This is a genomic window from Streptomyces sp. Ag109_O5-10, assembly GCF_900105755.1.
Lineage (GTDB): Bacteria > Actinomycetota > Actinomycetes > Streptomycetales > Streptomycetaceae > Streptomyces.
Genome location: NZ_FNTQ01000001.1, coordinates 2,011,434 through 2,037,194, shown reverse-complemented (window position 1 = coordinate 2,037,194; position 25,761 = coordinate 2,011,434). Strand labels below are relative to the sequence as shown.

The 25,761-nt window shown below is 70.8% G+C and carries 20 protein-coding genes and 1 pseudogene; 17 read left to right on the top strand and 4 right to left on the bottom strand.

The features are described 5' to 3' along the window. The first annotated feature begins 51 nt into the window (after positions 1–51). From BLW82_RS09375 to BLW82_RS09365, 3 genes are all read left to right on the top strand, one after another. Entirely contained in the window at positions 52–273 is a 222-nt protein-coding gene (locus BLW82_RS09375; RefSeq protein ID WP_093498349.1) for a hypothetical protein, read from the top strand. A gap of 205 nt (positions 274–478) precedes the next feature. Further along, on the top strand, positions 479–2,260 hold the full coding sequence (locus BLW82_RS09370) for a PucR family transcriptional regulator (protein ID WP_093498348.1): 1,782 nt from the start codon (positions 479–481) through the stop codon (positions 2,258–2,260). Positions 2,261–2,394: 134 nt separating this feature from the next. Beyond that, entirely contained in the window at positions 2,395–2,775 is a 381-nt protein-coding gene (locus BLW82_RS09365; protein WP_093498347.1) for a DUF2267 domain-containing protein, read from the top strand. A gap of 47 nt (positions 2,776–2,822) precedes the next feature. On the opposite strand, the gene BLW82_RS09360 is transcribed toward BLW82_RS09365, so the two are convergent. After that, a complete protein-coding gene (locus tag BLW82_RS09360; protein WP_093498346.1) occupies positions 2,823–3,731 on the bottom strand; it encodes a LysR family transcriptional regulator in 909 nt (302 codons plus the stop codon). A gap of 407 nt (positions 3,732–4,138) precedes the next feature. Between BLW82_RS09360 and BLW82_RS09350 the strand changes: the two genes are divergently transcribed. From BLW82_RS09350 to BLW82_RS09340, 3 genes are all read left to right on the top strand, one after another. After that, positions 4,139–5,332, top strand: coding sequence for an MFS transporter (locus BLW82_RS09350; RefSeq protein WP_093498345.1), 1,194 nt, complete (start codon positions 4,139–4,141; stop codon positions 5,330–5,332). A gap of 102 nt (positions 5,333–5,434) precedes the next feature. Next, the gene (locus BLW82_RS09345; protein ID WP_093498344.1) at positions 5,435–6,280 is read left to right on the top strand and encodes an aldo/keto reductase; all 846 of its coding nucleotides are present in this window, start codon (positions 5,435–5,437) and stop codon (positions 6,278–6,280) included. A gap of 13 nt (positions 6,281–6,293) precedes the next feature. Further along, a complete protein-coding gene (locus BLW82_RS09340) occupies positions 6,294–6,905 on the top strand; it encodes an NADPH-dependent FMN reductase (protein WP_093498343.1) in 612 nt (203 codons plus the stop codon). Positions 6,906–6,961: 56 nt separating this feature from the next. Here the strand turns inward: BLW82_RS09340 and BLW82_RS09335 are convergent, their stop codons facing one another. Then, positions 6,962–8,017 carry an LLM class oxidoreductase gene (locus BLW82_RS09335; protein WP_256215728.1) on the bottom strand — a complete coding sequence of 352 codons (1,056 nt, stop codon included), beginning with the start codon at positions 8,015–8,017 and terminating at the stop codon, positions 6,962–6,964. A 405-nt stretch (positions 8,018–8,422) separates the two neighbouring features. Here BLW82_RS09335 and BLW82_RS09330 point away from each other — a divergent pair, with 405 nt between their 5' ends. Then, on the top strand, positions 8,423–8,872 hold the full coding sequence (locus tag BLW82_RS09330) for a DUF1931 family protein (protein WP_093498342.1): 450 nt from the start codon (positions 8,423–8,425) through the stop codon (positions 8,870–8,872). A 117-nt stretch (positions 8,873–8,989) separates the two neighbouring features. Continuing rightward, positions 8,990–9,556 carry a type 1 glutamine amidotransferase domain-containing protein gene (locus tag BLW82_RS09325; RefSeq protein WP_093498341.1) on the top strand — a complete coding sequence of 189 codons (567 nt, stop codon included), beginning with the start codon at positions 8,990–8,992 and terminating at the stop codon, positions 9,554–9,556. Positions 9,557–9,702: 146 nt separating this feature from the next. On the opposite strand, the gene uvrA is transcribed toward BLW82_RS09325, so the two are convergent. Beyond that, on the bottom strand, positions 9,703–12,171 hold the full coding sequence (uvrA, locus tag BLW82_RS09320) for an excinuclease ABC subunit UvrA (protein ID WP_093498340.1): 2,469 nt from the start codon (positions 12,169–12,171) through the stop codon (positions 9,703–9,705). A 437-nt stretch (positions 12,172–12,608) separates the two neighbouring features. Here uvrA and BLW82_RS09315 point away from each other — a divergent pair, with 437 nt between their 5' ends. The 4 genes from BLW82_RS09315 to BLW82_RS09300 all read left to right on the top strand — a co-directional run bounded on the left by BLW82_RS09315 (position 12,609) and on the right by BLW82_RS09300 (position 18,496). Next, positions 12,609–13,784 carry a glutathione-independent formaldehyde dehydrogenase gene (locus tag BLW82_RS09315; protein ID WP_093498339.1) on the top strand — a complete coding sequence of 392 codons (1,176 nt, stop codon included), beginning with the start codon at positions 12,609–12,611 and terminating at the stop codon, positions 13,782–13,784. Positions 13,785–14,099: 315 nt separating this feature from the next. Then, a complete protein-coding gene (locus BLW82_RS09310; protein ID WP_093498338.1) occupies positions 14,100–16,271 on the top strand; it encodes an FUSC family protein in 2,172 nt (723 codons plus the stop codon). A 558-nt stretch (positions 16,272–16,829) separates the two neighbouring features. Continuing rightward, entirely contained in the window at positions 16,830–17,753 is a 924-nt protein-coding gene (locus BLW82_RS09305; RefSeq protein WP_093507952.1) for a permease, read from the top strand. Next, the gene (locus BLW82_RS09300) at positions 17,750–18,496 is read left to right on the top strand and encodes a TIGR03943 family putative permease subunit (protein ID WP_093498337.1); all 747 of its coding nucleotides are present in this window, start codon (positions 17,750–17,752) and stop codon (positions 18,494–18,496) included. Before BLW82_RS09305 ends, BLW82_RS09300 begins: the two co-directional genes overlap by 4 nt. Before the next feature lie 239 nt (positions 18,497–18,735). Here the strand turns inward: BLW82_RS09300 and BLW82_RS09295 are convergent, their stop codons facing one another. Next, entirely contained in the window at positions 18,736–19,179 is a 444-nt protein-coding gene (locus tag BLW82_RS09295) for a hypothetical protein (protein ID WP_256215727.1), read from the bottom strand. A 453-nt stretch (positions 19,180–19,632) separates the two neighbouring features. Between BLW82_RS09295 and BLW82_RS09285 the strand changes: the two genes are divergently transcribed. The 5 genes and pseudogenes from BLW82_RS09285 to BLW82_RS09260 all read left to right on the top strand — a co-directional run bounded on the left by BLW82_RS09285 (position 19,633) and on the right by BLW82_RS09260 (position 25,757). Beyond that, on the top strand, positions 19,633–20,406 hold the full coding sequence (locus tag BLW82_RS09285; protein WP_093498336.1) for a GNAT family N-acetyltransferase: 774 nt from the start codon (positions 19,633–19,635) through the stop codon (positions 20,404–20,406). Positions 20,407–20,574: 168 nt separating this feature from the next. Further along, entirely contained in the window at positions 20,575–21,030 is a 456-nt protein-coding gene (locus BLW82_RS46240) for a transposase (RefSeq protein WP_371131482.1), read from the top strand. Positions 21,031–21,392: 362 nt separating this feature from the next. Then, the gene (locus BLW82_RS09270; protein WP_093498335.1) at positions 21,393–22,901 is read left to right on the top strand and encodes a CoA-acylating methylmalonate-semialdehyde dehydrogenase; all 1,509 of its coding nucleotides are present in this window, start codon (positions 21,393–21,395) and stop codon (positions 22,899–22,901) included. 469 nt (positions 22,902–23,370) lie between these two features. Next, positions 23,371–24,375, top strand: a complete 1,005-nt coding sequence (locus BLW82_RS09265; protein WP_177232892.1) for a GlxA family transcriptional regulator — start codon at positions 23,371–23,373, stop codon at positions 24,373–24,375. A gap of 247 nt (positions 24,376–24,622) precedes the next feature. Continuing rightward, positions 24,623–25,757, top strand: a pseudogene (locus BLW82_RS09260) (IS630 family transposase). Positions 25,758–25,761: the final 4 nt, after the last annotated feature.

Here is a 25,761-nt window from a genome sequence, read left to right as displayed (position 1 = left end):
CCTGTCATTTCGGAAATTCTGTGCCCAGCGGCCGAATCCAGGGGAGAACACATGCCCGGCAATATCGAACGTGCCGCCTTGCGCGCCGCGGCTCAGGCCGCCGAACGTGTTCTGGCGAACGCCACCGAGCAGGCAGAGCAGGCCGAGCCGCAGTCCCCGCAGGACCGGTATGCCCGGCGCGTCGCCGAGGTCGGGGCGCTCACCGGTGCGTTGAGGGTCCTGCTGGACGCGGTGCGTCCCTTTATCGAGGAGGGTGACGAGGACCGAAAGTGACCCCTGGACGCCTGGTGCGCGGGAACAGCGCCGCCTGCCGGGTGGAGCTGCCCCTCGGCCGGCCAAGGCGACGCGAGCCCGCCGGCTGCGGAACGAGGCGGGCCTGGTCTCGAAAGAATCCGTGCATCTCGGGTAGGCCGGACCGTGAGCGGGTACGCGACATGCCGCTCGGTTCTCTGCAGGCGTCGAGGGACGGAGTGACCCCATGGCCAGCAGTCGGGCGCACAGCCTGCACCGCCGCCCCTCCCCCCGGAAGGGCAGCCTTCCACGGGGCAGCGTCGGACGGCGCCCCAGGGCCGCGCGCGGAGAGCCCCATCCGCCCGCCCGCACCCCGCCCGACCCAGCCCTCCACGATCTGGTCGCGCTCTCCCGCGCCCTGTTCGGCGCTCCGGACGAAGTCGAGATCCTGCGCCTGGCCATGGACCACATAGCCGCCGCGGGGCCGTACAGCGCCGAGGCCGGATACCTCCAGGTGGGCGGCGACCTGGTGCCCAGTCCGAGGAACGGGCAGACGCATGCCTCGGCCGTGGACCGGAGGGTGCGGGAGCTGGCCGGGCAGGACGGTGACGTGGCCTTCCCCGGCAGGCGCTGGGGCTGGGCCCTGGGGCTACGCGGACCTGCGGGACTCCACGGCTACCTCGTGGTCACGTCCCGCTCCCGGCCCACCGGGGCCGAGCTGGCCCTGCTCGCCCTGCTCGTCCGGCACACCGCCGCCGCGCTGTCCGCCGTGTGCGCGCACCGTCGCCAGAGCGAGGACGCGCGGGAGCTGTGCCGGCTGAGGGAGGAACGCACAGCCCTCCAGGAGCAGCTGATCTCCGTGATGGCCGAGCTGGCCTACGAGCGAGCCGTTCACGCTGTCATGGCCGACGTCGCTGCCTCGGATGACGGCGAGGACTCCGTCACTCGGGCACTGCACAGGCTCACCGGACTTCCCGCGCTGGTCGAGGACCGCTTCGGTCGGCTGAGGTCCTGGTCCGGCCCCAGCCGCCCCGCCCCCTATCCCGAACCGAACCCCGTGCGCCGGGACGAGATGCTGCACGCCGTCGCCTGTCAGACCGGGCCCGTGCGGATAAAGGACCGGCTGATCACCCTGATCCGCCCGCACGGCGAGATCCTGGGCGTGCTGGCCCTGGTCGATGCCCAGGACGAGGCCGACGAGCACACCGTGCTCGCTCTGGAACACGCCGCCGCGTCGCTCGCCGCGAAGCTGACGCACGTGCGCGATCTGGCCGAAGTGGAGCTGAGACTGCACCGCGAGTTGGCCGACGACCTTCTGTCGGGGACGGACGCGTCGAGTGCCTACGCCCGGTCCGAGGCCGTCGGCCACGACCTGCACCGCGTCCACTACATCGTCGTTGTGCGGTGGTCGAACCGGACTGCGGACGATCTCTTCGCGCGGACCGTGAGCCGGGCGGCCGCTGCCGTGGGCATGCGCTCGCTGTTGACCCGACGTGCCGACCACGTCGTCCTCATCACCGACGACAGGCCGCACACCCGCGCGTTGTACGAGGAGCTCGCCCGCGAGACCGGGACACGGTCCGGGACGATCGGAGTGAGCGCCCCCTGCGACTCCGTGAACGACATCCCCCGCCGTTACGAGGAGGCGCAGCGCGCCCTGGAGGTGCGCCGCCACTGCCGCGATCGCTACGGCACGTCGTTCTTCGACGAGCTCGGCCTCTACCGCATCCTGGAACCCGGCAGCGATTACCGGGAACTGGAGACATTCGTACAGGAGTGGCTCGGGCAGCTCATCGACTACGACTCCCGGCACCACGCGACCCTGGTGGAGACCCTGTCCCGGTACTTCGACTGCGGCGGCAACTACGACGAGACCGCCGACTCCCTCGCGATCCACCGCAGCACCCTGCGCTACCGGCTCCAGCGCATCCGCGACATCAGTGGCAACGACCTCGCGAACGTCGAGGACCGGCTGAACCTCCAGGTGGCGACCCGAGTGTGGAGGATCGTGCTGGGCGGGCCGGGCTGACGCCTCGCCGGAACCCCTTGGGAGCGGTGTCGGCTACGTCGGCGTCCGTGCGCGGGCGCGGCCCGGGTCGGTGTGACAGGCTTGCAGGGGGTCCGCGCCGTTCGTCGCACCACAGCAGCGAAGGAGGACCACACATGGATGAGCACGAATTCGTCCGTACCGTCGCCGAGCGCACCGGACTGGGCCGGCAGGAGGCGGCGGACCTGACCTGGGCGACGCTCGAGACGCTGGCCCACAGGCTGAGTTCGGGGGAGGCCAGGGACCTGATCATCGAGCTCCCCGAGGGCCTGGCGGAAGCGGTGCGCCGGGGAACCACGGACCGCATCGAGCGCTTCGACCGCGACGACAGCGTGCGGCGCGTCGCCGAACGCACCATGCTCAAGCGGGAGGAAGCCGACCGGGGTGTGCGGACCGTACTGGCCGTGCTCCGGGAGGCGATCAGCGAGAAGGAGTTCAACGACCTGATGTCGCAACTCGGAACGGACTTCTCCCAGGCCCTCGAGTCCGGCCGGTGACTGTGGATCCTGCGGCCGACGCATGACGCCCGGGGGCGGCCCGGGCGTCACATGGCGATGACGTGGAGATCGACCAGGTCGAGCAGCGCCCGCAGAGCCGAGCTGGGCCGCCGGGTCGACGACGTACCGAGATGCATGCTCCAGCGGAGCGTGGTCTCGTCGACGTCCAGGACGTCCAGGACGTCCAGGACGTGCAGTCCGGGGGTGCGGGCCACGGCGAACGCGGGCAGGAAGGCGATGCCCAGACCGTGCCGCACCAGTGCCGCTCCCATGTCGATGTCGGGCACTTCCAGTGCCACCCGGCGTACGACGCCCGCCGCCGCGAACGCCCGGTCGACCACCTCGCGGTTGCCGTAGCCCGGCGGGAAGTCCACGAAGGGCTCTCCCGCGAGGTCCGCGAGTGCCACCTTTCCCCGTCGCGCGAGCGGGTGGGCGGCGCTCACCGCCAGGACGAGCGGCACGGTGGCCAGCTCCCGCGCGTCGATCCCGGCGGGCTTGCGTTCGGGCAGCGACAGGAAGGCCACGTCAAGGTCCCCGCCGAGCAGCGCGTGCGCCAGTCCCGCCGAGCCGGCCGTCGCCAGCCGCAGCCGGACGTCGATCGCCGGGTGCCGCGCGTGCAGCTGCCCGAGGAGCGCGGGCAGGTCCACCACCTCGACCGAGGCCATGGCGCCCACGTTCACCGTGCCGCGCACCGTGTCCTGTGCGGCGCGCACGGCGTCCTGGGCGGCCTGGGCGGCGTTCAGGGTGGCCCGGGCATCCGGCAGCAGCGCGGCGCCCGCCCCGGTGAGCCGGACCTGCTGCGACGTGCGCTCGAACAGCGTGCAGCCGAGCTCGCGCTCCAGTGAGCGGATCGCGGCGGACACCCCTGACTGCACCACGTGCAGCCGCCGGGCGGCACGCGTGAAACTCAGCTCCTCGGCGACCGCGACGAAGTGCTCCAGCTGACGTAGTTCCACACGATAAGTATCACTCTCATTGCTGGAGCTCAGCAAAAACATTCGTTGGCATTGATTCTGGCTGGTGGGGAGGATGGAAAGCGTCATCCGATTCTCCCCGAGGAGGGGTACCCCTGCCTGCCGTTCCGACGCCGCCGCTGAGCCGTCCCCTGGCCGACGCTCCCGGCGACCCGACCCACCTGGTCCCAGCCCATGCTCCCGCCGACCCGACGCTCCGCGCTCCCGCCGACCCGACGCTCCGCGCTCCCGCCGACCCGACGCTCCGCGCTCCCGCCGACCCGACGCTCCGCGCTCCCGCCGACCCGACGCTCCGCGCTCCCGCCGACCCGACGCTCCGCGCTCCCGCCGACCCGACGCTCCGCGCCCCCGTCCGGCGCCGGGCCTCGCACACGACCGGCTTCTGGTTCGTGGCGGTGGCCTTCACCGTGCTGATGGCCTTCGGCACCGCGCCGACCCCGCTGTGGCCGCTGTACGAGGCCCGGGACCACTTCGGCGCGACCACGGTCACGGTGGCGTACGCCTCGATGGTCGTGGGCGCAGCGGCCGCCTTCCTGGGGCTGGGACATCTGTCGGACCGGCTCGGCAGGCGGCGCATCATCGTCCCGGCGCTGCTGGTCGGCATCGTCGCGTCGGTCGTGCTGATCATGTGGCGGGACCTGCCGGGGCTGATCGCGGGCAGGATCCTGAACGGGGCCGGACTGGGGCTGATGGCCTCGACCGCGACGACGTACCTGCACGACCTGCACCACGAGGTCCGTCCGGAACGGACGGGTTCGGTGCTGCCCGGCATCGTGGCCACCGCCGCCAACCTCGGCGGCCTGGCCACAGGGCCCCTGGTCGCCGGAGCCGCCGCCGAGTGGCTTCCCGCGCCCCTGATCACCACCCAGGCGATCTTCACGCTCGCCATGACAGTGTGCCTGGCACTGGTGCTGTGCACCCCGGAGACCGTGGACCTGGAGTTGCCCGCGGCTCAACCGCCCAACAGGTTCGTCCTGCGTCCCGGCGGCCGGCGGTCGTTCGGTGCGGCCGGCGCGCTGGGCGCCTTCGCCTTCGCGATCCTCGGTCTGATCTCCTCCCTCGGGGCGAGCGTGCTGCACGGCACCCTGCACACCGACTCGCACCTCGTGGTCGGCCTGGCGGCCTTCCTCATGTTCGGTTCCGCGGCGGCCGCCCAGCTGGTGCTGGGCTGCCTCCCCGTGCCCCGGCTCCTGACCATTGGGGCAGTGGTCTTTCCGGTCGGCCTGGTCCTGTGCGCCGTCGCCCTCTACCACCCGGCGCTCTGGCTCTACCTGGTCGCCGTGTCCCTCTCGGGAGCCGGCTCCGGGCTGCTGTTCAAGGGAGGAGTCGAACGGGCCGGTTCAGCGGCCGAGCCCGCCTCACGCGCGGGGGTCCTCGCCGTGTTCTTCGTCATCGCGTACCTGGGCATGGGTCTGCCCTCCGTCCTGTTCAGCATCGCGCTGCGGCACTTCGCCGTGCAGACCGCGATGATCGGCTTCGCGGCGGTCCTCTCCTGCGGCGCCGCCGTGTCGGTGGTCGTCGCGTTGCGGGACCGCGCACCCGGCCCCGGCGAGCTCCCGGCTCAGTCCGCTCGCCCCTTCTGACCTCCCTTGGGATCATCCGGCACCGTTTGTCTGGTAGGCGTGGAACTGGGCACCCGGTGCGGGTGCGCGTGACGCCTACCCCCGGCGGTCAGGAGGCTCGAGATGTCTGCAGCATCGGCCAGGACGGTCGCGCTCCCCTCCGGTGAGGAGATCGCGGCGCTAGGGCAGGGCACTTGGTACCTGGGGGAGAAGCCGGCCCGGCGGGAACAGGAGATCGCGGCGCTGCGGCTGGGCGTGGACCTGGGCATGACCGTCGTCGACACGGCGGAGATGTACGGCGACGGCGCAGCCGAGGAACTCGTGGGGGAGGCTCTGCGGGGACGCCGGGAGGAGGTCTTTCTCGTCAGCAAGGTGCTGCCCGGCCACGCCGACCGCAAGGGCACCGTCGCCGCCTGCGAGGGCAGCCTGCGGCGGCTCGGTACGGAACGGCTGGACCTGTACCTGCTGCACTGGCGGGGACGGTGGCCGCTCGAGGAGACCCTTGCGGGATTCACCGACCTGATGGAGGCGGAGAAGATCCGTTACTGGGGGGTGAGCAATCTGGACGTCGCCGACATGACCGCGCTGACCACCCTCCCCGGCGGCGACGCAGCAGCCGTCGACCAGGTGCTCTACAACCTCTCCCGGCGCGGCATCGAGTGGGATCTGCTCCCCTGGTGCCGCCAGGCCGGGGTGGCGGTCATGGCCTACTCACCTGTCGAGCAGGGGCGGATCCTGGAGGCCGAGGCACTGGATGCCGTGGCCCGGGCCCTCGGGGCGACGCCGGCCCAGGTGGCACTCGCCTGGGTGCTGGAACAGGGGGTGGTCGCGATCCCGCGTTCCGGATCACCCGACCACGTTCGGGAGAACCGCGGCGCAGTGGACCTCCGCCTTCCTCCCGAGGCGCGCGACGCCCTCGACGAGGCGTTCCCGCCGCCCAGCGGGCCCACGCCCTTGGAGATGCTCTGAAGGAGTTGGCAGAATGACGCGGCCGCTCGTCGTCGGAATGGGGGGCTCGCTGCGCACACCGTCGACCAGCCTCACCGCACTGTGTGTGGCGGTCGAGGGGGCAGCCGATGCGGGCGCCGGCACCCTGGTGATCGACCTCAAGCAGCTGGCGCTTCCGTTCTACACGTCCGAGCACGGGGTCGTCCCCGCGTCCGCCCGCCGGCTTGCGGACACCGTCCAGGCCGCCGACGCCCTGCTGTGGAGCAGCCCGACGTACCACGGGTCGGTCAGCGGCGCGTTCAAGAACGCGGTGGACTGGCTCGCCCTGCTGGCCGACCACGACCCGCCCTACCTCAGCAACAAACCCGTGGGGATGCTGACGACCGCCGGGGGAGTGCAGGGCCTGCAGGCGATCAACGCGATGGAGTTCATCGTGCGGTCGCTGCGCGGCTGGGCCGTGCCGCTGGTGTTCGCGGTCCCGCGGTCCTCCAGGGTTTTCGACGGCGACGGACGCCTCACCGACCAGGCGGTCGCGGACCAGTTGCGCGGCCTCGGCGCGGAGGTGACCAGGGCGGCCCTGCAGTTCCGGGCGGAGGGCACGTGCGACTACGCGCAGGAGCTGTCTTCCGGGGCCGTCCGGGACTGAGGGGGCCGGGACTGAGTACGGCCCTGTCACGCAGAGGGCGCCGGGGTCGTGCCTCCTCAGCGCCCGGTCCGCTCCACGGGCCGCCGGTGCTCCCCGCGCGCCCCGGGACGCCCGGGCGGGAAGTGCGGCAGCACGTGTTCGGCCAGTTCGTCGATGACTTCGGCGACCGGACGGCGGCTGTGCTTGAAGTTGATCATCAGCTGGTCGATGCCGATGTCCTGCCAGGCCCGCATCATCGCCAGGAACGACACCCGGCCCACCGAGAAGCCCTGGTGGATGCGGCGGGGCAGGGCCAGCGGATCCTCGGTCAGATCCAGATAGGTGGCCTGCGCGTACGGCTTGAACCCACCGCCGTCGCCCCGGGTCAGCTCCCGCCACCGCTCGATGTTCTCGGCCTGCTGCTGGAGCGGCGGGGTGTAGTACAGCCAGCCGTCCGTGTTGTCGGCGATCCACCGGACGTCCTGCCTGCCGCGTCCCGTCATCAGTACGGGGATCCGCCGGTACACCGGCTTGGGCAGCAGATCGGTGCCGCGCATCAGGCCGAGCGGCGACTCCACGTGCGGGAAACGGTGCTCGAGGACGATACGGAAGTACTCCAGCGACTGCCGGAACCTCTCGGCCCGGCCGCCCAGATCCTGGCCGAAGGCGGGGAACTCCACGGGCCGGTCACCGGTGGCCACCCCGAGCAGGAGCCGTCCGCCTGACAGCCGGTCCACCGAGGCGGCCGCCTTGGCGGTGTGCAAGGGATGCCGCAGCGGCATGACGATGCTGGCGGTGCCCAGGGTGATCGAGGTGGTGCGGGCACTGAGGTGCCCCAGGTACACCCACGGGTCGAAGACCTGCCCGGCGTCCCCGAAACTCGGGTCCAGCAGCGGTACGTCACGGACCCACACCGAGGCGAAGCCGGCCCGCTCGGCCTGCTGGATCCGCTCGATGTGCCCGGCCAAGGACGGCACGGGCCCGTCGAAGCCCTCCAGGGGTGTGATGGCGCCCACGGTCATCCTGCCGCCGGGATACGCCCTGGCCATGGCCGCGTGCTCGGAGAACGGCCGCTGCGCCGCGCCTTCGACGTCCACGGGTGCGCCGGCTGAAGGAACTGTCGGTTGTGTCATGCGATCCTCCCTCGACCGATTCCATGGTCCGGATGTGGGCCACGCCCTGCCTGCTCCCGGCGGGCGGAAAAGCGTCCGGCTTCATGGACCTCCGAGCACAAGTGCGGACGGCCTCCGCCACGGGGACGGGGGAGACCGGCGCCGGAGGGGCGGCGGAGGCGCTGCCGGGCCGCCACGCGATGGTCGGGGTGGTGGCTGGTCCGGTGGGTTGCCGGCTTGTCGAGGGGCCGGGTGATGCCGTCTCGTGCTGCTCTGCCAGGGCAGGAGGAGTCGCCCATTTTCGGCCTGGAGTGCGGAGGCGCTCAGCAGGGGGTTCTGCGAATCTCGACCGGTAACAGCCGATGGCGACGCCGGCGGGAGCGAGGGACGCCGTCCGGTTCCCGGTGAGGTGAGGAGGCGAGAGGCATGACCGTGATGGGTGTGTCGAAGTTCGAGAGGTTCTTCCGCGCCGCAGCAGGCCTCGACGTGGACAAGAACGACCTGAAGCGGTACGGCGACTTCGTCGACGCCAAGCTCTACGACCTCCTGGTCGTCGGCCAGGCATCGGCCAAGGCCAACGGCCGGGACACCGTCGAGCCGTGGGACCTGCCGATCACCAAGGGCCTCCAGGAGAGCGTCCACCGGTTCCGGCGGCTCGACGAGGAGGTCGAGCTGAAGCCGATCCTGGAACAGCTCGCCGCGCACCCTCCCCTCGACAGGACACCCACCCAGGAGACCGAAGACCGCTACCCCGAGATCATCGGCGGGCTCAGCGTCGCCCTCGCCGAGACGTTCAAAATCATGTATCCGGACATCAAGAACCCGCAGACCAGCCACTGGGACGGCGTGACCGCGGTGTTCGACCGGCTCCTGTAGCAGTCGCGCTCCGTCGCATGTCACGGATCGTCTCCAACGAACTCGTCCTCACTCGGATGGCGGGGATGCGGACAGTCCCCGCCGGGTCCGCCGACCGCTCGTGAAGGGAGCCTTGCCATGACACAGGAACTCCGGGGAATGCGGGTGGGGATTCTGGCCACCGACGGCGTCGAGCGCGTGGAACTCGACCTGCCGCGCGGTGCGCTGCTGGGCTCGGGGGCGAAGACCGAGATCGTCTCGCTCCACCACGGCGAGATCCAGGCCCGCCAGTTCGACCTCAACGCGGCCGGAACCTTCCCGGTGGACCGCCTGGTCGCCGACGCCTCCGTCGACGACTACCACGCGCTGCTCCTGCCCGGCGGCACCATGAACCCCGACCAACTGCGGATGGACCGTGACGCGGTGCAGTTCGTCAAGGACTTCATGGCCAGCGGGAAACCGGTCGCATCGATCTGCCACGGCCCGTGGACCCTGGTCGAAGCCGACGCCGTGCGCGGCCGCCGCCTGACGTCCTGGCCCAGCATCCGCACCGACCTGCGCAATGCCGGCGCGGAGGTCGTCGCCGACGAGGAGGTGGTCATCGACGGACAGCTGATCACCAGCCGCGGCCCGGCCGACCTGCCCGCCTTCTGCGCCGCCGTCGTGGAACAGTTCGCCCAGGCACACCACCCCATGCCCGGCTGACCCGGCAGTCCGGTCGCGGGCGCCGCACAGTGGGGTGGGCCCGCGGCCTGCCGGACCCGCTCTCCAACCACGGCCCGATCAGCCGCGCGGTCGCCTGCCCTCGACTGCCGTTCCGTGGCTCGCGCCGCTCACCCCCCGCGCTGTCGTCAGGAGCGCGCGAGCCGGGCCGCGAGGTAGGGCGCGGTGGCGCTGCGGCGGACCCTCGCCACCTTGGCCGGCGGGCCCGCCGCGACCACCCGCCCGCCCGCGTCGCCGCCGCCCGGACCGAGGTCGATGACCCAGTCGGCGGTGGCGACCGTGTCCAGGTCGTGCTCGACGAGGACGACCGTGTTGCCGGCGTCCACCAGCCGGTGCAGCTGTCGCAGCAGCAGGGCGATGTCCGAGGGGTGCAGCCCCGCCGTCGGCTCGTCGAGCAGGTAGAGCGCGTGCCCGCGTCGGGCTCGCTGCAGCTCGGTGGCCAGTTTGATGCGCTGCGCCTCACCACCGCTGAGTTCCGTCGCGGGCTGGCCCAGCCGCAGGTACCCCAGTCCCACCTCGCGCAACGTCTCCAGACTCCGGGAGGCGGCCGGGACGGCGGACAGGAACTCGGCGGCGGCGTCGACGGACAGCGCCAGCACGTCCGCGATGTTCTTGCCTTGGTAGGTGACCTCCAGCGTCTCGGCGTTGTACCGGGCGCCGTGGCAGGTCGGGCACGGGGCGTAGGTGCCGGGCAGGAACAGCAGTTCCACCGCGACGAACCCTTCGCCCTGGCAGGTCTCGCACCGCCCTTCGGGCACGTTGAAGGAGAACCGCCCGGCCGCGTAGCCGCGCGCCCTGGCCTCGTCCGTCGCCGCGTACAGCCTGCGCACCGCGTCGAACATCCCGGTGTACGTGGCCAGGTTGGACCGGGGAGTCCGGCCGATGGGCCGTTGGTCGACCCGGACCAGCCGGTCGAACGACTCGACCCCCGACGCGTCCTGGACGTCGACCTCCAGCTGCGCCTCGTCGGGCTCCTCGGGCACGAGTCCGAGGTGGCCGCGGACGACCTCGGCGAGCACCTGTGTCACCAGCGTCGACTTTCCGGAACCGGACACGCCCGTCACCGCCGTCAGGACGCACAGCGGTACGTCGACGGACACGTCGCGCAGATTGTGGCGGGAGACCCCGCGCAGGCGCAGCCAGCCGTGCGGGGTGCGCGGGCGGTGGTCCAGCGGCTGGGCGCGCCCGAACAGGTACTGGCCCGTGGCCGACTCCCCGACCTGCTCGAGACCGGCGACCGGGCCGCTGTACAGCACGCGTCCGCCGCCCTCGCCCGCGCCGGGGCCGATGTCGACCACCCAGTCCGCCCGCCGTACGACGTCCATGTCGTGTTCCACGACGAACAGCGAGTTGCCCGCCGTCTTGAGGCGGTCCAGCACGTCCAGCAGGGGTTCCGCGTCGGCCGGGTGCAGGCCCGCTGAGGGTTCGTCGAGGACGTAGACGACGCCGAACAGCCCCGAGCGCAGCTGGGTGGCGATCCGCAGGCGCTGCGCCTCGCCCGGCGACAGGGTCGTCGAGCGGCGCCCGAGACTGAGATATCCGAGGCCCAGGTCGAGCAGTACGTCGATCCGCGCGACCAGATCGCCGCAGATCCGGACCGCGACCTCGGTCGTCTCCCCGGACCGGGCGGTCGACGTGGTCGCGTCGGCCTCGGACCGCCCCGCGACGGGCCGCAGCAGCACCACGACCTCGGTGAGCGGCATCGCGTTGATCTCGGCGATGGAACGTCCGGCGAAGGTCACCGCGAGCGCCTCGGGCCGCAGTCCGCTGCCGTGACACTCGGGGCAGGGCACACTCCTGACGAACCGGAGCGCCCGCTCGCGCATCTTCTCGCTCTTGGAATCGGCGAGGACGTGCATGACGTGCTTGCGGGCGCTCCAGAACTTGCCCTGGTAGCCGTAGTCGATGCGGTCCTCCTCCGGCTCGATGTACACGGAGGGCTGCTCGTCCGTGTACAGCAGCCAGTCCCGGTCCTTCTTCCTGAGCCTGCGCCACGGCCGGTCGATGTCGATCCCCAGGCCGTTCACGACACTGCGCAGGTTGGCGCCCTGCCAGGCGCCCGGCCAGGCGGCGATCGCACCCTCGCGGATGCTCAGCGAGGGGTCCGGGACGAGCAGGTCCTCGGCGACGTCGTGCACGACGCCCAGCCCGTGGCACTCCGGGCAGGCGCCGGCCGCGGTGTTGGGCGAGAACGACTCGGCGTCCAGCCGTGCGGCCCCGGGCGGATAGGTGCCGGCGCGGGAGTACAGGATGCGCAGCAGATTGGACAGCGTGGTGAGGGTGCCGACCGTCGAGCGGGAGCTGGGCGACCCGCGTCGCTGCTGCAGGGCGACGGCCGGGGGCAGTCCGGTGATCTCCTGCACGTGCGGTGCGCCGACCTGTTGCAACAGCCTTCGGGCGTACGGGGCCACGGACTCGAAGTAGCGCCGCTGGGCCTCCGCGTAGAGCGTGCCGAACGCGAGCGAGGACTTGCCCGAACCGGAGACGCCGGTGAAGGCGACCATCGCGTCCCGCGGAACATCGACGTCGATGTTCCGCAGGTTGTTCTCACTGGCGCCCCGGACATGCACGAAGGGGTCGGTCGCGTCCTTGTTCACCGTTCCTGACTACCTGATCGCGCCGGGAACCGCGCGACAGACGCCGTCACGGGGCCCGTTCGCCCGAGCGCCCCGCCGCGAGGCGACCGCCCTTCGCGCCCCCTCTCGTCCGGACCCCGGCTCGGGATCCCCCCGAACCGGTCGGGGCCCTCGCCTGCCCGCTGCCGCCCGGTGGCGGACGCAACCGTATGGTGGCTGATCGGTCGGTGTGTGGTTGTTTCGCCTCGGGGGGCGACGGGGACTCGGGGACAACGCCGCCGAAGCGCCGTAGTTGTGCCTGGCGGACCGGTGGCGGATGACCGACCCGTTCCATTTGATCCAGGTGGACGGCTCGCTGAGGCGTGCCGGAGTTCCGGACCCTGTCGCAGCACTTTTGAGAGTCAGGCTCTTCGCGCTCTCTCCATGACCGGCATGCCGCGATATCTAGGGAAGTCATCATGAGAGCAGCGGTATACGAGGGTCCGCGGACGGTCGCGGTGAAGGACGTACCGGACGCGAGGATCGAGCACCCCTGCGACATCATCGTCAAGATCACCACCACCAACATCTGCGGTTCGGACCTGCACATGTACGAGGGCCGTACCTCGTTCGAGTCGGGGCGCACGCTGGGGCACGAGAATCTGGGCCAGGTGGTGGAGGTCGGTTCGGCCGTCCGCAAGGTCCAGGTCGGCGAGTACGTGGTTCTGCCTTTCAACATCGCCTGTGGTTTCTGCAAGCAGTGCGAGCGAGGTCTGACCAACTACTGCCTGACCATGCAGCCGGAACCGGCCCTGGCGGGTGCCGCGTACGGATTCGCCGACATGGGCCCGTATCAGGGCGGTCAGGCGGAGCTGCTGCGGGTGCCCTACGGCGACTTCAACGCGCTGCGTCTGGGCGAGGACGCCGCCGAGCGGCAGACCGACTATGTGATGCTCGCCGACATTTTCCCCACCGGCTATCACGCCACCGAGATGGCGCACGTCAAGCCGGGCGATCAGACCGTCGTCTTCGGAGCGGGTCCGGTGGGGCTGATGGCGACTTATTCCGCCCTCCTCAGGGGTGCAGGACGGGTCTGGACGGTTGATCATCAGCCCGACCGGCTGCGCAAGGCGGAGGAGATCGGGGCGATTGCGATCAACACTGCCGAGCAGGACCCGGCGGAGGTGGTCAAGGAGGCCACTCTCGGTCTGGGTGCGGACAACGGCTGTGAATGCGTCGGCTATCAGGCGCACGATCCTCAGGGGCACGAGGACGCCAGTCTCACGCTCAACGGGCTGATCGACTCGGTCAGGTTCACCGGGGACATCGGTGTGGTGGGTGTGTTCCTGCCGCAGGATCCCGGGGGTGCGGAGGCCCAGGGGGAGCTGGAGGCCCAGGGGAAGGTTCCGATCGACTTCGGGATGATGTGGTTCAAGGGTCAGCACATGGGGACGGGGCAGGCGCCGGTGAAGAGGTACAACCGGGCGCTGCGGGACCTGATCGCGGGTGGGAAGGCGAAGCCGAGTTTCGTGGTCTCCCATGAGCTCGGTCTGGACGAGGCTCCTACCGCCTACGAGCATTTCGACGCTCGTGACGAGGGCTGGACCAAGGTGGTCCTGCACCCGAACGGACACGGCAACGGCCACAAGCGGTAAGGACACCCGGGGCCGCCGTGGCCCCTGTTTCACCTGCACCGGTCCGGCCGACGAGCGGCTACCTGCCCGTCCGCCGGACGGGGCCCGCGGCAATCGCCGCGCTCCGGCCGGACCTGAAGCGACGACGATCGCCCGCGCTTCGGCCGGAGGACGGACGGCGGACACTCAGCAGGGTCCGCAGAGGCAGACCCCGTCCAGCGGCTGCGGCCGCCGGCCGAGCAGCGGGCCGCGTGGGAGGCTCCCTTGCCCGACGGCTGCCGGACCTCAACAGGGGCGGACGCGACGCGGCAGAGCGTTCCGGCCAGGCGGACACCCGTGAGCTGGCTGCGGGCCTTCGGGGAGGTCGTGCGCTCCGGGCTCACGATCGAGGAGACGCGGCTGGAGCCCCTGCTCGCGCTGCGCGCGGCCGCCGGGGTGGCCATCGTCGTCGGGCCGACGCTGTGGCTGGTGTCCCCCGCGTACGCCGCGTCCGCGGCGCTCGGCGCCTTCTCCGCGGGCGGGGCCACGTTCCAGCGCAGCTGGCGTCCGCGCAAGGTGGTCGCGCTCGGCGCGGGCGCCGGTCTGGCGCTCAGCACCTTCGTGGGCTACCTGGCGGCGGGGCGACTCGTGACGTTTCTTCCGCTGCTGGCCGTATGGGCCTTTGCCGCGGGAATGGCGTGGGCCGTCGGAACCACCGCCGGGATCCTCGCGGCGACGACCGTGGGCAGCATGCTGGTGACCATCACCCTGCCCACGAGTGTCGGGCGCGCCCTGGAACACGCCGGCGTCATCGCGCTCGGGGGCGTGACGCAGGCCGTGCTGATCCTGGTGTTCCCGATCCGTCGCTGGGGAGCGCATCGTGACGCCCTCGCCGACGCCCTGGCCGCCGTCGCGGACTACGCCCGCCGGTTGCGGCACGACCCGACCGCCCCGTTCGATCCTGAGCCGTTGATGACGGCCCGGGACGCGGCTGCCGTGACGCCGTCACAGGCCCGCACCCGTCCCCCCGTCCTGCACGGTCCCCGGGGACTCGCCGAGCGCATTCGGCCGGTGGTCGCGGCACTCGCCGACCCGGACGTCGGCGCCCCGGCGGAGGGACCCGGGCGGGACCGCGCGCGCGAGTTGCTCGACGCGGCCGCCGACGTCCTGGACGCGGCCGCGCGCTCGATCCGCCGCGGCACTCCCGCCGAGGTGCGTCCCGAGAGCATGGACGCCCTGCGCGTCGACGAGGAGCACGAGGTGCTGGAGGGCCCCGCGCGGCAGGCCGCCGAGCAGCTCGTGGAACTGCTCGGCGAGGCGTTGGAGATCGCCGAGTGCGGCTGCGCGCCCGGGGGAAACCCCACGCCCGGCCACGCCCGCGCCCAGTTCCTCGTGCGCCCGACCATGCTCCGGCTGATCCCGGTCGTCGTCCAAGCGGTCCGCCGTGAGCTCCGCCCCGACTCGCCGGTCTTCCGGCACGCCGTCCGCCTGGCGGCGGTGGCCACGCTGGGCTATCTGATCGCCGCCCGGCTCCCCCTGGGCCACGGCTACTGGGCGCCCCTCGCCTCGGTGATGGTGATGCGTCCGGACTTCCACCGGACGTACGCGCGTGCGGTGGCCCGTTTCGCCGGGACCCTGGCGGGGGTCGCGCTCGCCACCGGGGTGGTGCGGGCCCTGGGCCCGGACGCCCATGCGTCCGCCGCGCTCGCGGTGGTCTCGGCGGGCCTGTCGTACACGCTGAACCGTACCGGCTACGCCTACTCCCAGTGCTTCACCGCCGCGTACGTCGTCTTCCTGCTCGGCATGGGCGGCCAGGCGTGGAAGCAGACAGTCCCGGAGCGGGTGGTGCTCACGCTGCTCGGCGGGGTCCTGGCGATGCTGGCGTACGTGGTGTTCCCCGCATGGGAGACAACCCGGCTGTCGGGCCGGCTTGCGGACTGGCTCGCCGCCAACGGCCGCTACGCGGCCGCGGTGCTCCGCGACTACGCCGAACCGACCCGGGAGCATCACGCCGCCATGCGCAGGGCACTGCTGGAGAGCAGGAAGGCACGTGCCACCTGGCAGGAGGCGTACGACCGGGCCAGGCAGGAACCCGTCCGCCCCCGGGGTCTGACGTCGCGCGAGGCGCAGGAGGCCCAGGAGGCGCTCAAGGCGTTCGGCCGGGCAGCGATGCTCATGGAGGGGCACGTCCCGCGGGCCGGCAACGGTTCCGTCCCCGAGGCGGAGCGATTCGCCGAGGCTCTGGAGACGGACACCGCGAAGTCGGCGGCCGCCGTGCGCGAGCACAGGAATCCGGACTGGGGACGCGTGGAGGAGGCGCTCCACGCGTGGGAGAAGGCGGCCGGCAAGGGGAGCCCGGCCGTGCGGCGCGAGGCGGAACTGCAAAAACGGGCCCTGGAAGACCTCGCGACGGCCGTGAGCCGCACACCCCTGGAACGGGACATCGGCTCCGCTCGCGAGGAGCAGCGGGTGCGGGCCGCCGCGGCGGCGGAAAGTGACGGATCAGGACCCGCGCACCGGGGTGGGTGACCAGTGCCGCGGCAGGCAACGTTTGCCCGTCAAGGAGCGGCGTCCGGTGCGTGCTCTCGGCGTGCCGGCCGGAAGTCCTCGTACTGGATGTACTTGGGCTTTCGGCTGGTGCGGCGAGAGTGCGTGCCGGGCGTCGTGACGGGGCGAACGTTGCCTGTTGCGGCACTAGGTCGGCGACGTGGAGCGCCTCGCCTCCTGGAGCGGCCTGCGGTTTTCCCGCCGCGTCGGGCGTCGCCGCCGCGGTGGGCATCTGGGTGGCGCGGGCCGGTGCCGGGCGCAAGGGGCCGCGGGCAGAGGCGCGTGGTGCGTCGTTGGACGCAACTCGTGGGGCGGAGTCCTGAAGGGGCGGCCGATCCGGTTTCTCGTCATTCATCCGTGGCGGCGTGTGGGCGCTGTGCGAGGCGCTTCCTCGCTTATCTTCGGCCTCAGCATCCGACATACGGAGTGAAAATGCTAAAAGCGGATGAACTCCTCGACGTGAAGGGTGGAGTGGCGGCCCCGCCCACCGCACTTCCCGCGCGGCGTGCCATCCCGTCGCCGTGGGCCGTCGGCGGTGTCATGGTCGCCGGACTGGTGTCCGCCCTCGTGTTCACCGGCACCGGGTGGCTGAGCGGTCCCGCTGTCTCGGCCTGGCGCACTGTCTTTCTGGCCATCACCGTCCAGGCGCTGCCGTTCCTCCTGCTCGGCACGGCACTGTCAGGGGCGATCAACGCCTTTGTCCCGGCGGGCCTGTTCACCAAGATCCTGCCCAGACGTCCGGCGCTCGCCGTCCCGGTGGCCGGTGCCGCCGGGGTCGTCCTGCCGGGCTGCGAGTGCGCATCGGTCCCCGTCGCGAACAGCCTGATCCGCCGCGGCGTCACCCCGGCCGCGGCCTTCGCCTTCCTCCTCTCGGCGCCCGCGATCAACCCTGTCGTGCTCACGGCCACGGCGGTCGCCTTTCCCGGCAGTCCGGCCATGGTCGTGGCCCGCCTGCTCGCCTCGCTCGCCACCGCCGCGGCCATGGGCTGGCTGTGGCTCTGGCTGGGGCGGGAGGAGTGGCTGCGGCCCACCGTCCGCCACACCGGTCACCAGCCGGGGCACCACCGCTGGACGGAGTTCCGCCGCGGCTTCCAGCACGACTTCCTGCACGCGGGCGGCTTCCTGGTGCTCGGCGCGATGGCGGCGGCCACCTTCAACGTGACCGTGCCCCGTTCCGTCCTGGACACCTTCTCCGGCTCACCCTGGCTGTCCGTCCTCTTCCTGACGGCGCTCGCCGTGCTGCTCGCGGTCTGCTCGGAGGCCGACGCCTTCGTCGCCGCCTCCCTCACCGGATTCTCGCCCGTCGCCCGGCTGGCCTTCCTGGTGGTCGGCCCGATGGTCGACCTGAAACTGATCGCCCTCCAGGCCGGCACCTTCGGCCGGGCGTTCGCACTCCGCTTCTCCACCGCGACCACGGTCGTGGCCGTGGTCACCAGCGTCCTGATCGGAGGAGCACTGCTGTGAAGCGCCCGGTCCAAGTCGCCCTGCTGGCCCTGACCGGCCTGGGTCTGCTGCACGCCGCCCTCTTCACCGACCTCTACCTGCGCTACGTCAAGGAGAGCCTGCGTCCGCTGCTGATCGCGTCCGGCGTACTCCTGCTGCTGCTCGGTCTGGCGGGCGCGGCTCTCGACCGGGACGGCCACCACGGCGACGGCCACGGCCACGAGAACACGCACGGGCACGACCACTCCGCCGCCCCGCGCATCGCCTGGCTGCTGTTCCTCCCCGCGTTCAGTCTCCTCCTCTACGCCCCACCCGCCCTCGGCGCCTACTCGGCCTCGCGTGGTAACGACAAGGCGGTGAAGCAGGAGAAGGAGTTCGACCCGCTGCCCGCTGTGACCTCGCCCCTGCCCATGACGCTCAGCGAATTCACCGCCCGGGTCCAGCAGGACCGCAAGCTGAGCATCAAGGGCCGTACCGTCCGGATGACCGGTTTCGTCACCCCGGTCGGCCAGGGCCGCGGCTGGTACCTGACCCGGATCATCTTCACCTGCTGCGCGGCGGACGCCCAGTCGGTCAAGGTCCGGATGTACGGCACCGACGCCCTCCCCGCGAACACCTGGGTGGCTGTCACCGGAAGCTGGCACCCCCGGGGCAGACTCGGCACGAAGTCCGCGGCGGCAGCTCTCGACGTGCGGCGTGCCGAGCAGGTTCCTCAACCGGTCAACGCCTACACGGACGACCTGCCGCTCACACCCTCCTCGTGAACGTCGTGGTGAAGACGTCACTCACCGAACAGGCCGTCCTGTACGTGCCGCACGACATTCGCCTTCGGACGGAACAGTCACCCTCGTGGCCCTGAGAATGCGGAACGTGGGCTCTTGTCCGTTTCGTGGTTGGGTGGGAAAGGACTGCTGGTCGCGGGTGGGGGGTGGCCCTCAGGCGTCGGGGCGGGCGAACAAGCCGGGTTCGGGTTCGATGAGGATGCCCCGGCTGACCAGACGTTTCAGTGTGCAGCGGATGCCTTCGGTGTTCTTCGGAAGGATCGGCAGGTCGAGGGCCTGGCAGAGGTCGCGGGCGCGCATCGGCCGGCCTCGCGGGCGCGCATCGGCCGGCCCGCGTCGGCCAGGGCGGTGAGGATCTGTTGGTAGGCGGGGTGGTCGGGGATCTCGGGGCGGTCCGGCCCGGTGGCGGGTGAGGGCAGCGGGAGCGTGAGGAGGGTCTTGCGGGTGATGCGCAGGTTCTCGCTCTCCGCGTCGAGTTCGCCGAGCTGCCGGGTGAGCTCTTCGATGCGGACCTGGAAGTGCCCGGCCTGGTCGGCCAGTTCACGATCGCGGGTTTCGATGTGTTCCAGGATGGCTTTGAGACGATGCCCCAACGTCACACCATCGAGCGACGGCAAGAACAGAACGCTACATCCTGCACTCTCCGAAGGGCCGGCGAATGCCATGGACAGTGAGCGCATCCGTGTAGCGCTCCAGCAGGGCGTCCACCTCCAGGGCATCGGGCTGGAAATGCTGCGGGCGTCATCCAGACCGCCCCGGTTGCAGGCCTGCACCAGTTCGGCGACGTCGGCTCGAAGTACGGACAGCGAGTCTCCCTCAATCAGGAGGCCGGGAACCGTCGCGAGGGCAGCCGGACCACTGCGTTGTTGCCGCTGTCACAGGGTGCGTCGCTGCCGATGCTCATGGCCAAGTCCCGGCACCGCAAGGCGGACAACGCCCGCCGCTACTTCAAGCCGTCGCCGGAGGCGATCGCTGAGGTGACCACCTTCCTCGCGCCGATCGGTGAGCATCTTTGACGGGGGTACGCCCCGGTGGCGCCAGGACCTGCACAGGCTGCTGGGGCATCACCCACCGGCCCGCCGTGTCGTCTCTTGCGCGGCGTCGCTTAGAGTCACCTTATGAGCCAAACAGATGACCCGTTGATGGCGGTTGTGTCGGCTTATGCCGCCACATTCGAGACCCTTGCCAGTGCCACCACGGGGCGCACGAGCAGAGGGTCGCGGGGCGCCGTGCTCGCAATCTCCGGCGCACCGATTGCGGCGCTGAACGCGATCATCAGTCCAAATCTGGAGCCGAACGCCAACGAGATCATGGCGTTGGCGGCCGAAGGGAGCCCGTGGGAGCTTCCCTGGAGCATCCACGTCCGGGGAGTTCCGGATCCGCTGGTCGCCGAGGTGGCAGCGCGACACGGGCTCACACATTTCGAGCGGGAGCCGCTCATGATCCGGCACTCCGACCAAGGACTGCCGGGGGAGCCGGCCGTTGACGGCCTGCGCATACGCGCGGTGCCGGGCGACGAACTGGGCCTGTGCGCCAGGACCATGGCGGAGGGCTTTGAAGCACCGCACGAGATGTTCCACGTCCTCGCAGATCCTTCCCTGGCGAAGATCGACGGGATGACGTTCTACCTTGCGGAGCTGGACGGCGTGCCCGTGGGAACGGGCCTGACGGCTACCTCAGGTGACCTGACAGGTCTTTTCAACATCACCACGCTGCCGGGCTACAGACGGCGTGGGTTCGGACGAGCCATCACGCTGGAGATGATCCGTTCGGGCTTCGCCGCAGGTGCCGGCACGGCCTACCTCTACGCGTCCGAGATGGGGGAGCCCGTGTACCGGTCGGTCGGCTTCCGCACCGAGGAGTACCTGACGGTGATCACCGCTCCGTCATAGCGCCTTCCGCCGGTCAGACAGCCTGCCGGTCCTGGGGCAGGCAGTCAGCCTTCCCCGTGCCCCGGCCTCCCGGGCGACGCGGACAGCCTCTCACTTGGGCCTTGACCCCTGATTTTGGACACACGAGACACTGGATCCTGAGGATCTGAGGACGGACATCTCGTGGTCATGAAGAACTATCCGCCGCAGTTCAAGGCGGACGCGGTCGCGCTGTACCAGTCGCGGCCCCAGGCGACGATCCGGCAGGTTGCCGCCGATCTGGGGATCAACCCCGAGACCTCGCGGAACTGGGTGCGGGCAGCCGGCGCGAGCCGGCCGCGTGGACGCCGGGCACGACACGCTACGGCCTCTTGGACCTCAACGACGTCACCGAGCCGTACGACACACCCCATGGCACGGCCGGTTCGACAACAGCCCGGCTTCTGCTGGAACAGGCAACCGAGCGCGACGTCGTACACCTCGATCCCGTCGTCGCCCTCGGTGGCGCGCGGCATCCGGCCCTGGTCCACACGGTCTGGCCGCACGCCCGCACGCCCGCACGCCGCTGCCGGGACACGCGGCATGGGCGAGCAGATGGCCCGCCTTGCGGCGATACGCCAAGGGCAAGCTCGGCACCAAGGGTGATGCCCTGTGCGCGGAGTCGGAGGGGATTCGGCCCTGAGCGGCCCTTTGAGCACCGGTCAACGGGCACAGCGATGCGCCTCAGCCGCAGAAGCAGGCCCCGCCCCGGGCCGTTTTCGACCACATGGCGAACACGGCGGCGCTGGGCATGGCGAACGCGGCGGCGCTGGGCAGGCGGGGTGGCCCACGCCACAACCGTACGGGACCTGAGGCAGGCACTTCGGGCCGGGAGGCTCCACAGCACCTGCATGTGCAAATCGGCTCGGTAGCTTCGATGTCAGCAGCCCTACCCACACGGGCGTGGTGGGGCGTCCGGACAAGAACCGCGCGGCCCGCCGCCGTCATCCTTTGAAGGAGTTCCGCCGATGAAGACCGTCACCCACTGGATCAACGGCAAGCCGTTCGGAGACGATTCAGGCGCCTACGGCACCTGGGGCTCCGTCACCGACCCCGCGACCGGGGAGGTCACCGCGCAGGTCGCGATGGCCGGCGCCGAACAGGTCGACACCGCGGTCGCCGCGGCGAAGCAGGCGTACGCCACCTGGTCCACGTCCTCGCTGGCGCACCGGATCACGATCCTCTACCGCTACCGCGAGCTGCTGAACGCGCGCCGCGACGACCTCGCCGCGCTGATCACCGCCGAGCAGGGCAAGACCCACGCGGACGCGCTGGGCGAGGTGGCCCGGGGCCTGGAGATCGTCGAACTGGCCTGCGGGCTCGGCACGGCACTCAAGGGCGAGACGTCCACGGGGGTGTCGAGCCAGATCGACGTGGCGTCGATCCGCCAACCTCTCGGTGTGATCGTCGGCATCTCGCCGTTCAACTTCCCCGCGATGATCAGCATGTGGATGTTCCCCATGGCGATCGCCTGCGGGAACACCTTCGTCCACAAGCCGAGCAGCAAGGCCCCGTCCGCGTCCATGCTCCTCGCGGAACTCGCGGCCGAGGCCGGCGTGCCCGACGGTGTGCTCAACATCCTGCACGGTGACGAGGTCGCGGTGAACGCGCTCCTCGACCACCCGGACGTGGCGGCCGTTTCGTTCGTGGGCTCCACGCCTGTCGCCCGCCACGTGTACACCAGGGCGTCCGCCAGCGGCAAGCGTGTCCAGGCCCTCGGCGAAGCGAAGAACCACATGCTGGTCCTGCCCGACGCCGACCTCGACGCGGCGGCCGACGCCGCCGTGACCGCAGCCTACGGCTCCGCAGGTCAGCGCTGCATGGCGGTCTCCGTGGTGGTCGCGGTCGGCTCGGCGGGCGACGCGCTGGTGTCCCGGATCGCCGAGCGGGCCACGAAGATCAAGATCGGCCCGGGCAACGACCCCACGTCCGACATGGGCCCGCTCATCACCAAGGCGCACCGCGACGAGGTCGCGGACTATGTCGCGGGTGCGGCCGCCCAGGGAGCCGACGTGATACTCGACGGCAGGGGCTTCACCGTCGAAGGCCTGGAGAACGGGCACTGGATGGGCATCTCGCTCCTCGACAAGGTCAGCACAGACTCGGACGCCTACCGGAACGAGATCTTCGGTCCCGTCCTGTGCGTGTTGCGCGCAGAGACCTACGAGGAAGCCATGGCCATCATCAACGGCTCCCCCTACGGCAACGCCAGCGCCATCTTCACCCGCGACGGCGGCGCGGCCCGCCGGTTTCAGCTGGAGGTCGAAACCGGCATGGTCGGCGTGAACGTGCCGATGCCCGTGCCGGTGGGCTACCACTCCTTCGGCGGCTGGAAGGACTCGGCCTTCGGCGACCACCGCATGTACGGCAGCGAAGCCACGCACTTCTACACGCGGGGCAAGGTCATCACGAGCCGCTGGCCGGACCCGGCCGAGACGCCGGCCGGCCCGGACCTGGGCTTCCCCGCGTCCCACTGACTGCCGCAGGCCCGCACGCGCTGGTCGCGCCGTGGCTGCGACTTCGGCCCTGCCCGACCGTGCGGTCAGCCGGGCTGCGACCAAGATTCGGAGCATTCCCGGACCACCCGGCACAACCGGGCATCTCAAGGGCGGAGCCGTGTGTCGGCGTGGAGATAACCGTCGCGGTCCCGCCGAATACGAGACCGCACTCGCAGCCCGACCACCACACCCATGGTGTCCGTCAAAGCTGAACAAGCTGATGTCCTCATCCGAGCGTGTTGTGACCGCATATACAGCCATGACGCCACTGCAGGCAACCGCTGAAAGCGGGTGAGGCGCCGAAACTCGACGCCTCGACCCACACATAAGGAACGCAGCATCATCCCGCGGCGACCCGGACGACGCTCAGCACGGGCGCGGACGGGGCTTCGCCGGGCGGATGATGGTGTCTTCCGATGTGGGTCCCAGTCCGTCCGGGAGGCACACGATGAAGGACAGGCCGACAGGCAGGAAGCCCCTGCTGGTGACCGTGCTGGTCTTCCCCGGCGTACGGCTGCTCGACGTCACCGGCCCGATCGAGGTGTTCACGACGGCCAACGACTTCGGCGGCCGGTACCGCGTGCGCACGGTCTCCCCGGACGGCGCCGACGTGGTCACCGCATCCGGCACCGGACTGCGCGTCGACCTGGCTGCCTCGCAGGTGCGGGAGGCCAGCGATGTGGTAGTCGTCCCCGGCGGCCCGGAGTGGCCGTCTCTCATCAAGGACGACGCCCTGCTGGACGCCATCAGGGCGCTCGACGCGCGCAGTTGCCGCACCGCGTCCGTCTGCACCGGGGCGTTTCTCCTCGCCGCGGCCGGACTGCTCGACGGACGCAGGGCGACCACGCACTGGCGCTTCGCCGACCAGCTGGCCCTGCGCTATCCGCGGGTGACCGCGGAGATGGACGCCCTGTTCGTGCGCGACGGCCACATCATGACCTCGGCCGGCGTCAGCGCGGGCATCGACCTCTCGCTCGCCCTGGTCGAGGAGCACCTCGGCGCCGACGTCGCCCGCGCCGTGGCCAAGGACATGGTCGTGTTCATGCAGCGGCCGGGCGGCCAGTCCCAGTTCAGTGTCCGCACCCACACGCCGCGTGCGAGGCAGGAGATGCTGCGCCGGGTCCTGGACACGGTCGCCGAGGACCCGTCCGCCCCGCACACCCTTGCCGCCATGGCGCGCCGGGCCGGCGTGAGCGCCCGCCACATGTCACGCCTGTTCCACGAGGAGATGAGCACGACCCCCGCCCGCTACGTCGAGCAGGTCCGCCTGGAAGCCGCCCGCGCGATGCTGGAGGAGGGTGACGGCCCGATGGCCACGGTGGCCCGGCGCACCGGCTTCGGGTCACCCGAGTCGCTGCGCCGCGCCTTCACGCGCCACCTGGGCGTCACGCCGGGGGTCTACCGGGCACGCTTCCGGACCACCCACACCGCGGGCGACGGCAAACGCGCCTGATGCCCTAGTGCCGCATCAAGCAACCTTCGCCCTGTAGGGCTTGGTGGTTGTCGCTAGTTAGGCTGTGGTCAGCCGTCGCGGGCAAAGGCGTGATGGGAAATCCGCTTCAATCTTCGAGATTGTGACCCTTTGTCGGTCTGAGCCGGTTCGAGTCCGGTAGTCCGCGGTGGTGCTGTTTTGCCCTGGCGTCGTGCAAGGGCGCGAGGTGTTTGTGCCTGGTACGCCCCGTAGTCGTCAGGCTGCGCCCGTGGCAGAGCGAGTGCGCGTTCGCGAGATCGATGACGATGAGGGCAGGCGGCTGCTGCGGATCATCCGCAGGGGCACCGGGTCGGTGGTGACCTGGCGGCGGGCCCAGATGGTGTTGTTATCCGCGCAGGGCCTGCCCGTGGCGAAGATCGCCGAGGTGACGTTCAGCAGCGCGGACCGGGTCCGGGACATGATCCACAACTTCGACGCCGACGGTTTCGGCTCCCTCTGTCCCAGGTACAGGGGCGGCCGACCGAGAACGTTCAGCCTGCCGGAGCGCCGGGAGATCAAGAAGATCGCCAAGTCCAGGCCGGCCGAGCACGGCCTGCCCTTCTCGACCTGGAGCCTGGCCAGGCTGGCCGACTTCCTGGTCGCCGAGGGGGTGGTCGACGACATCAGCCACGAGGGGCTTCGCCTCCTGCTCTGCGAGGAGGGCGTCTCGTTTCAACGCATAAAGACCTGGAAGGCCTCACGCGATCCGGACTACGCGGTCAAGAAGGCCCGGGTCGAGCACCTCTACGTGATCGCCGACGGCGAGGTCGCACCCGAGGAAGACGAGCCCGAGGTCGTCTTCTGTCTGGACGAGTTCGGCCCGCTCAACCTCCAGCCCCACCTCGGCCGGCAATGGGCCGAACGCGGCGACCGGAACAAGGACCCCGATCGCGGACCACGGCCCCGACGCCGGGCGACCTACACGCGCCCGCACGGGGCCCGGCACCTGTTCGCCGCCTACAACCTGGCCAAGGACCGGCTCTTCGGGCACATCAATGAAGACCAAGAACAGGTCGAAGTTCCTGGAGTTCTGCCGCTACTTGCGCTCACTTCACCCGGCGGACGTGCGGATAGCAATCGTCTGTGACAACTACTCCCCGCATCTGACGACGAAGCGTTGCCACCGGGTCGCGACGTGGGCAGCGGCGAACAACGTGGAGATCGCCTACACCCCGACGAACAACTCGTGGCTCAACCGGATCGAGGCCCAGTTCACCGCTCTGCGCTACTTCGCATTGGACGGCACGGACCACGCCAGCCACAAGGAGCAGGGCAGCGTGATCCGCCGCTGCATCATCTGGCGGAACAAGCACGCCGCCGACGAACGCCTCCGCGAGGTGGTCGACAGGGCGAACGTTGCTTGATGCG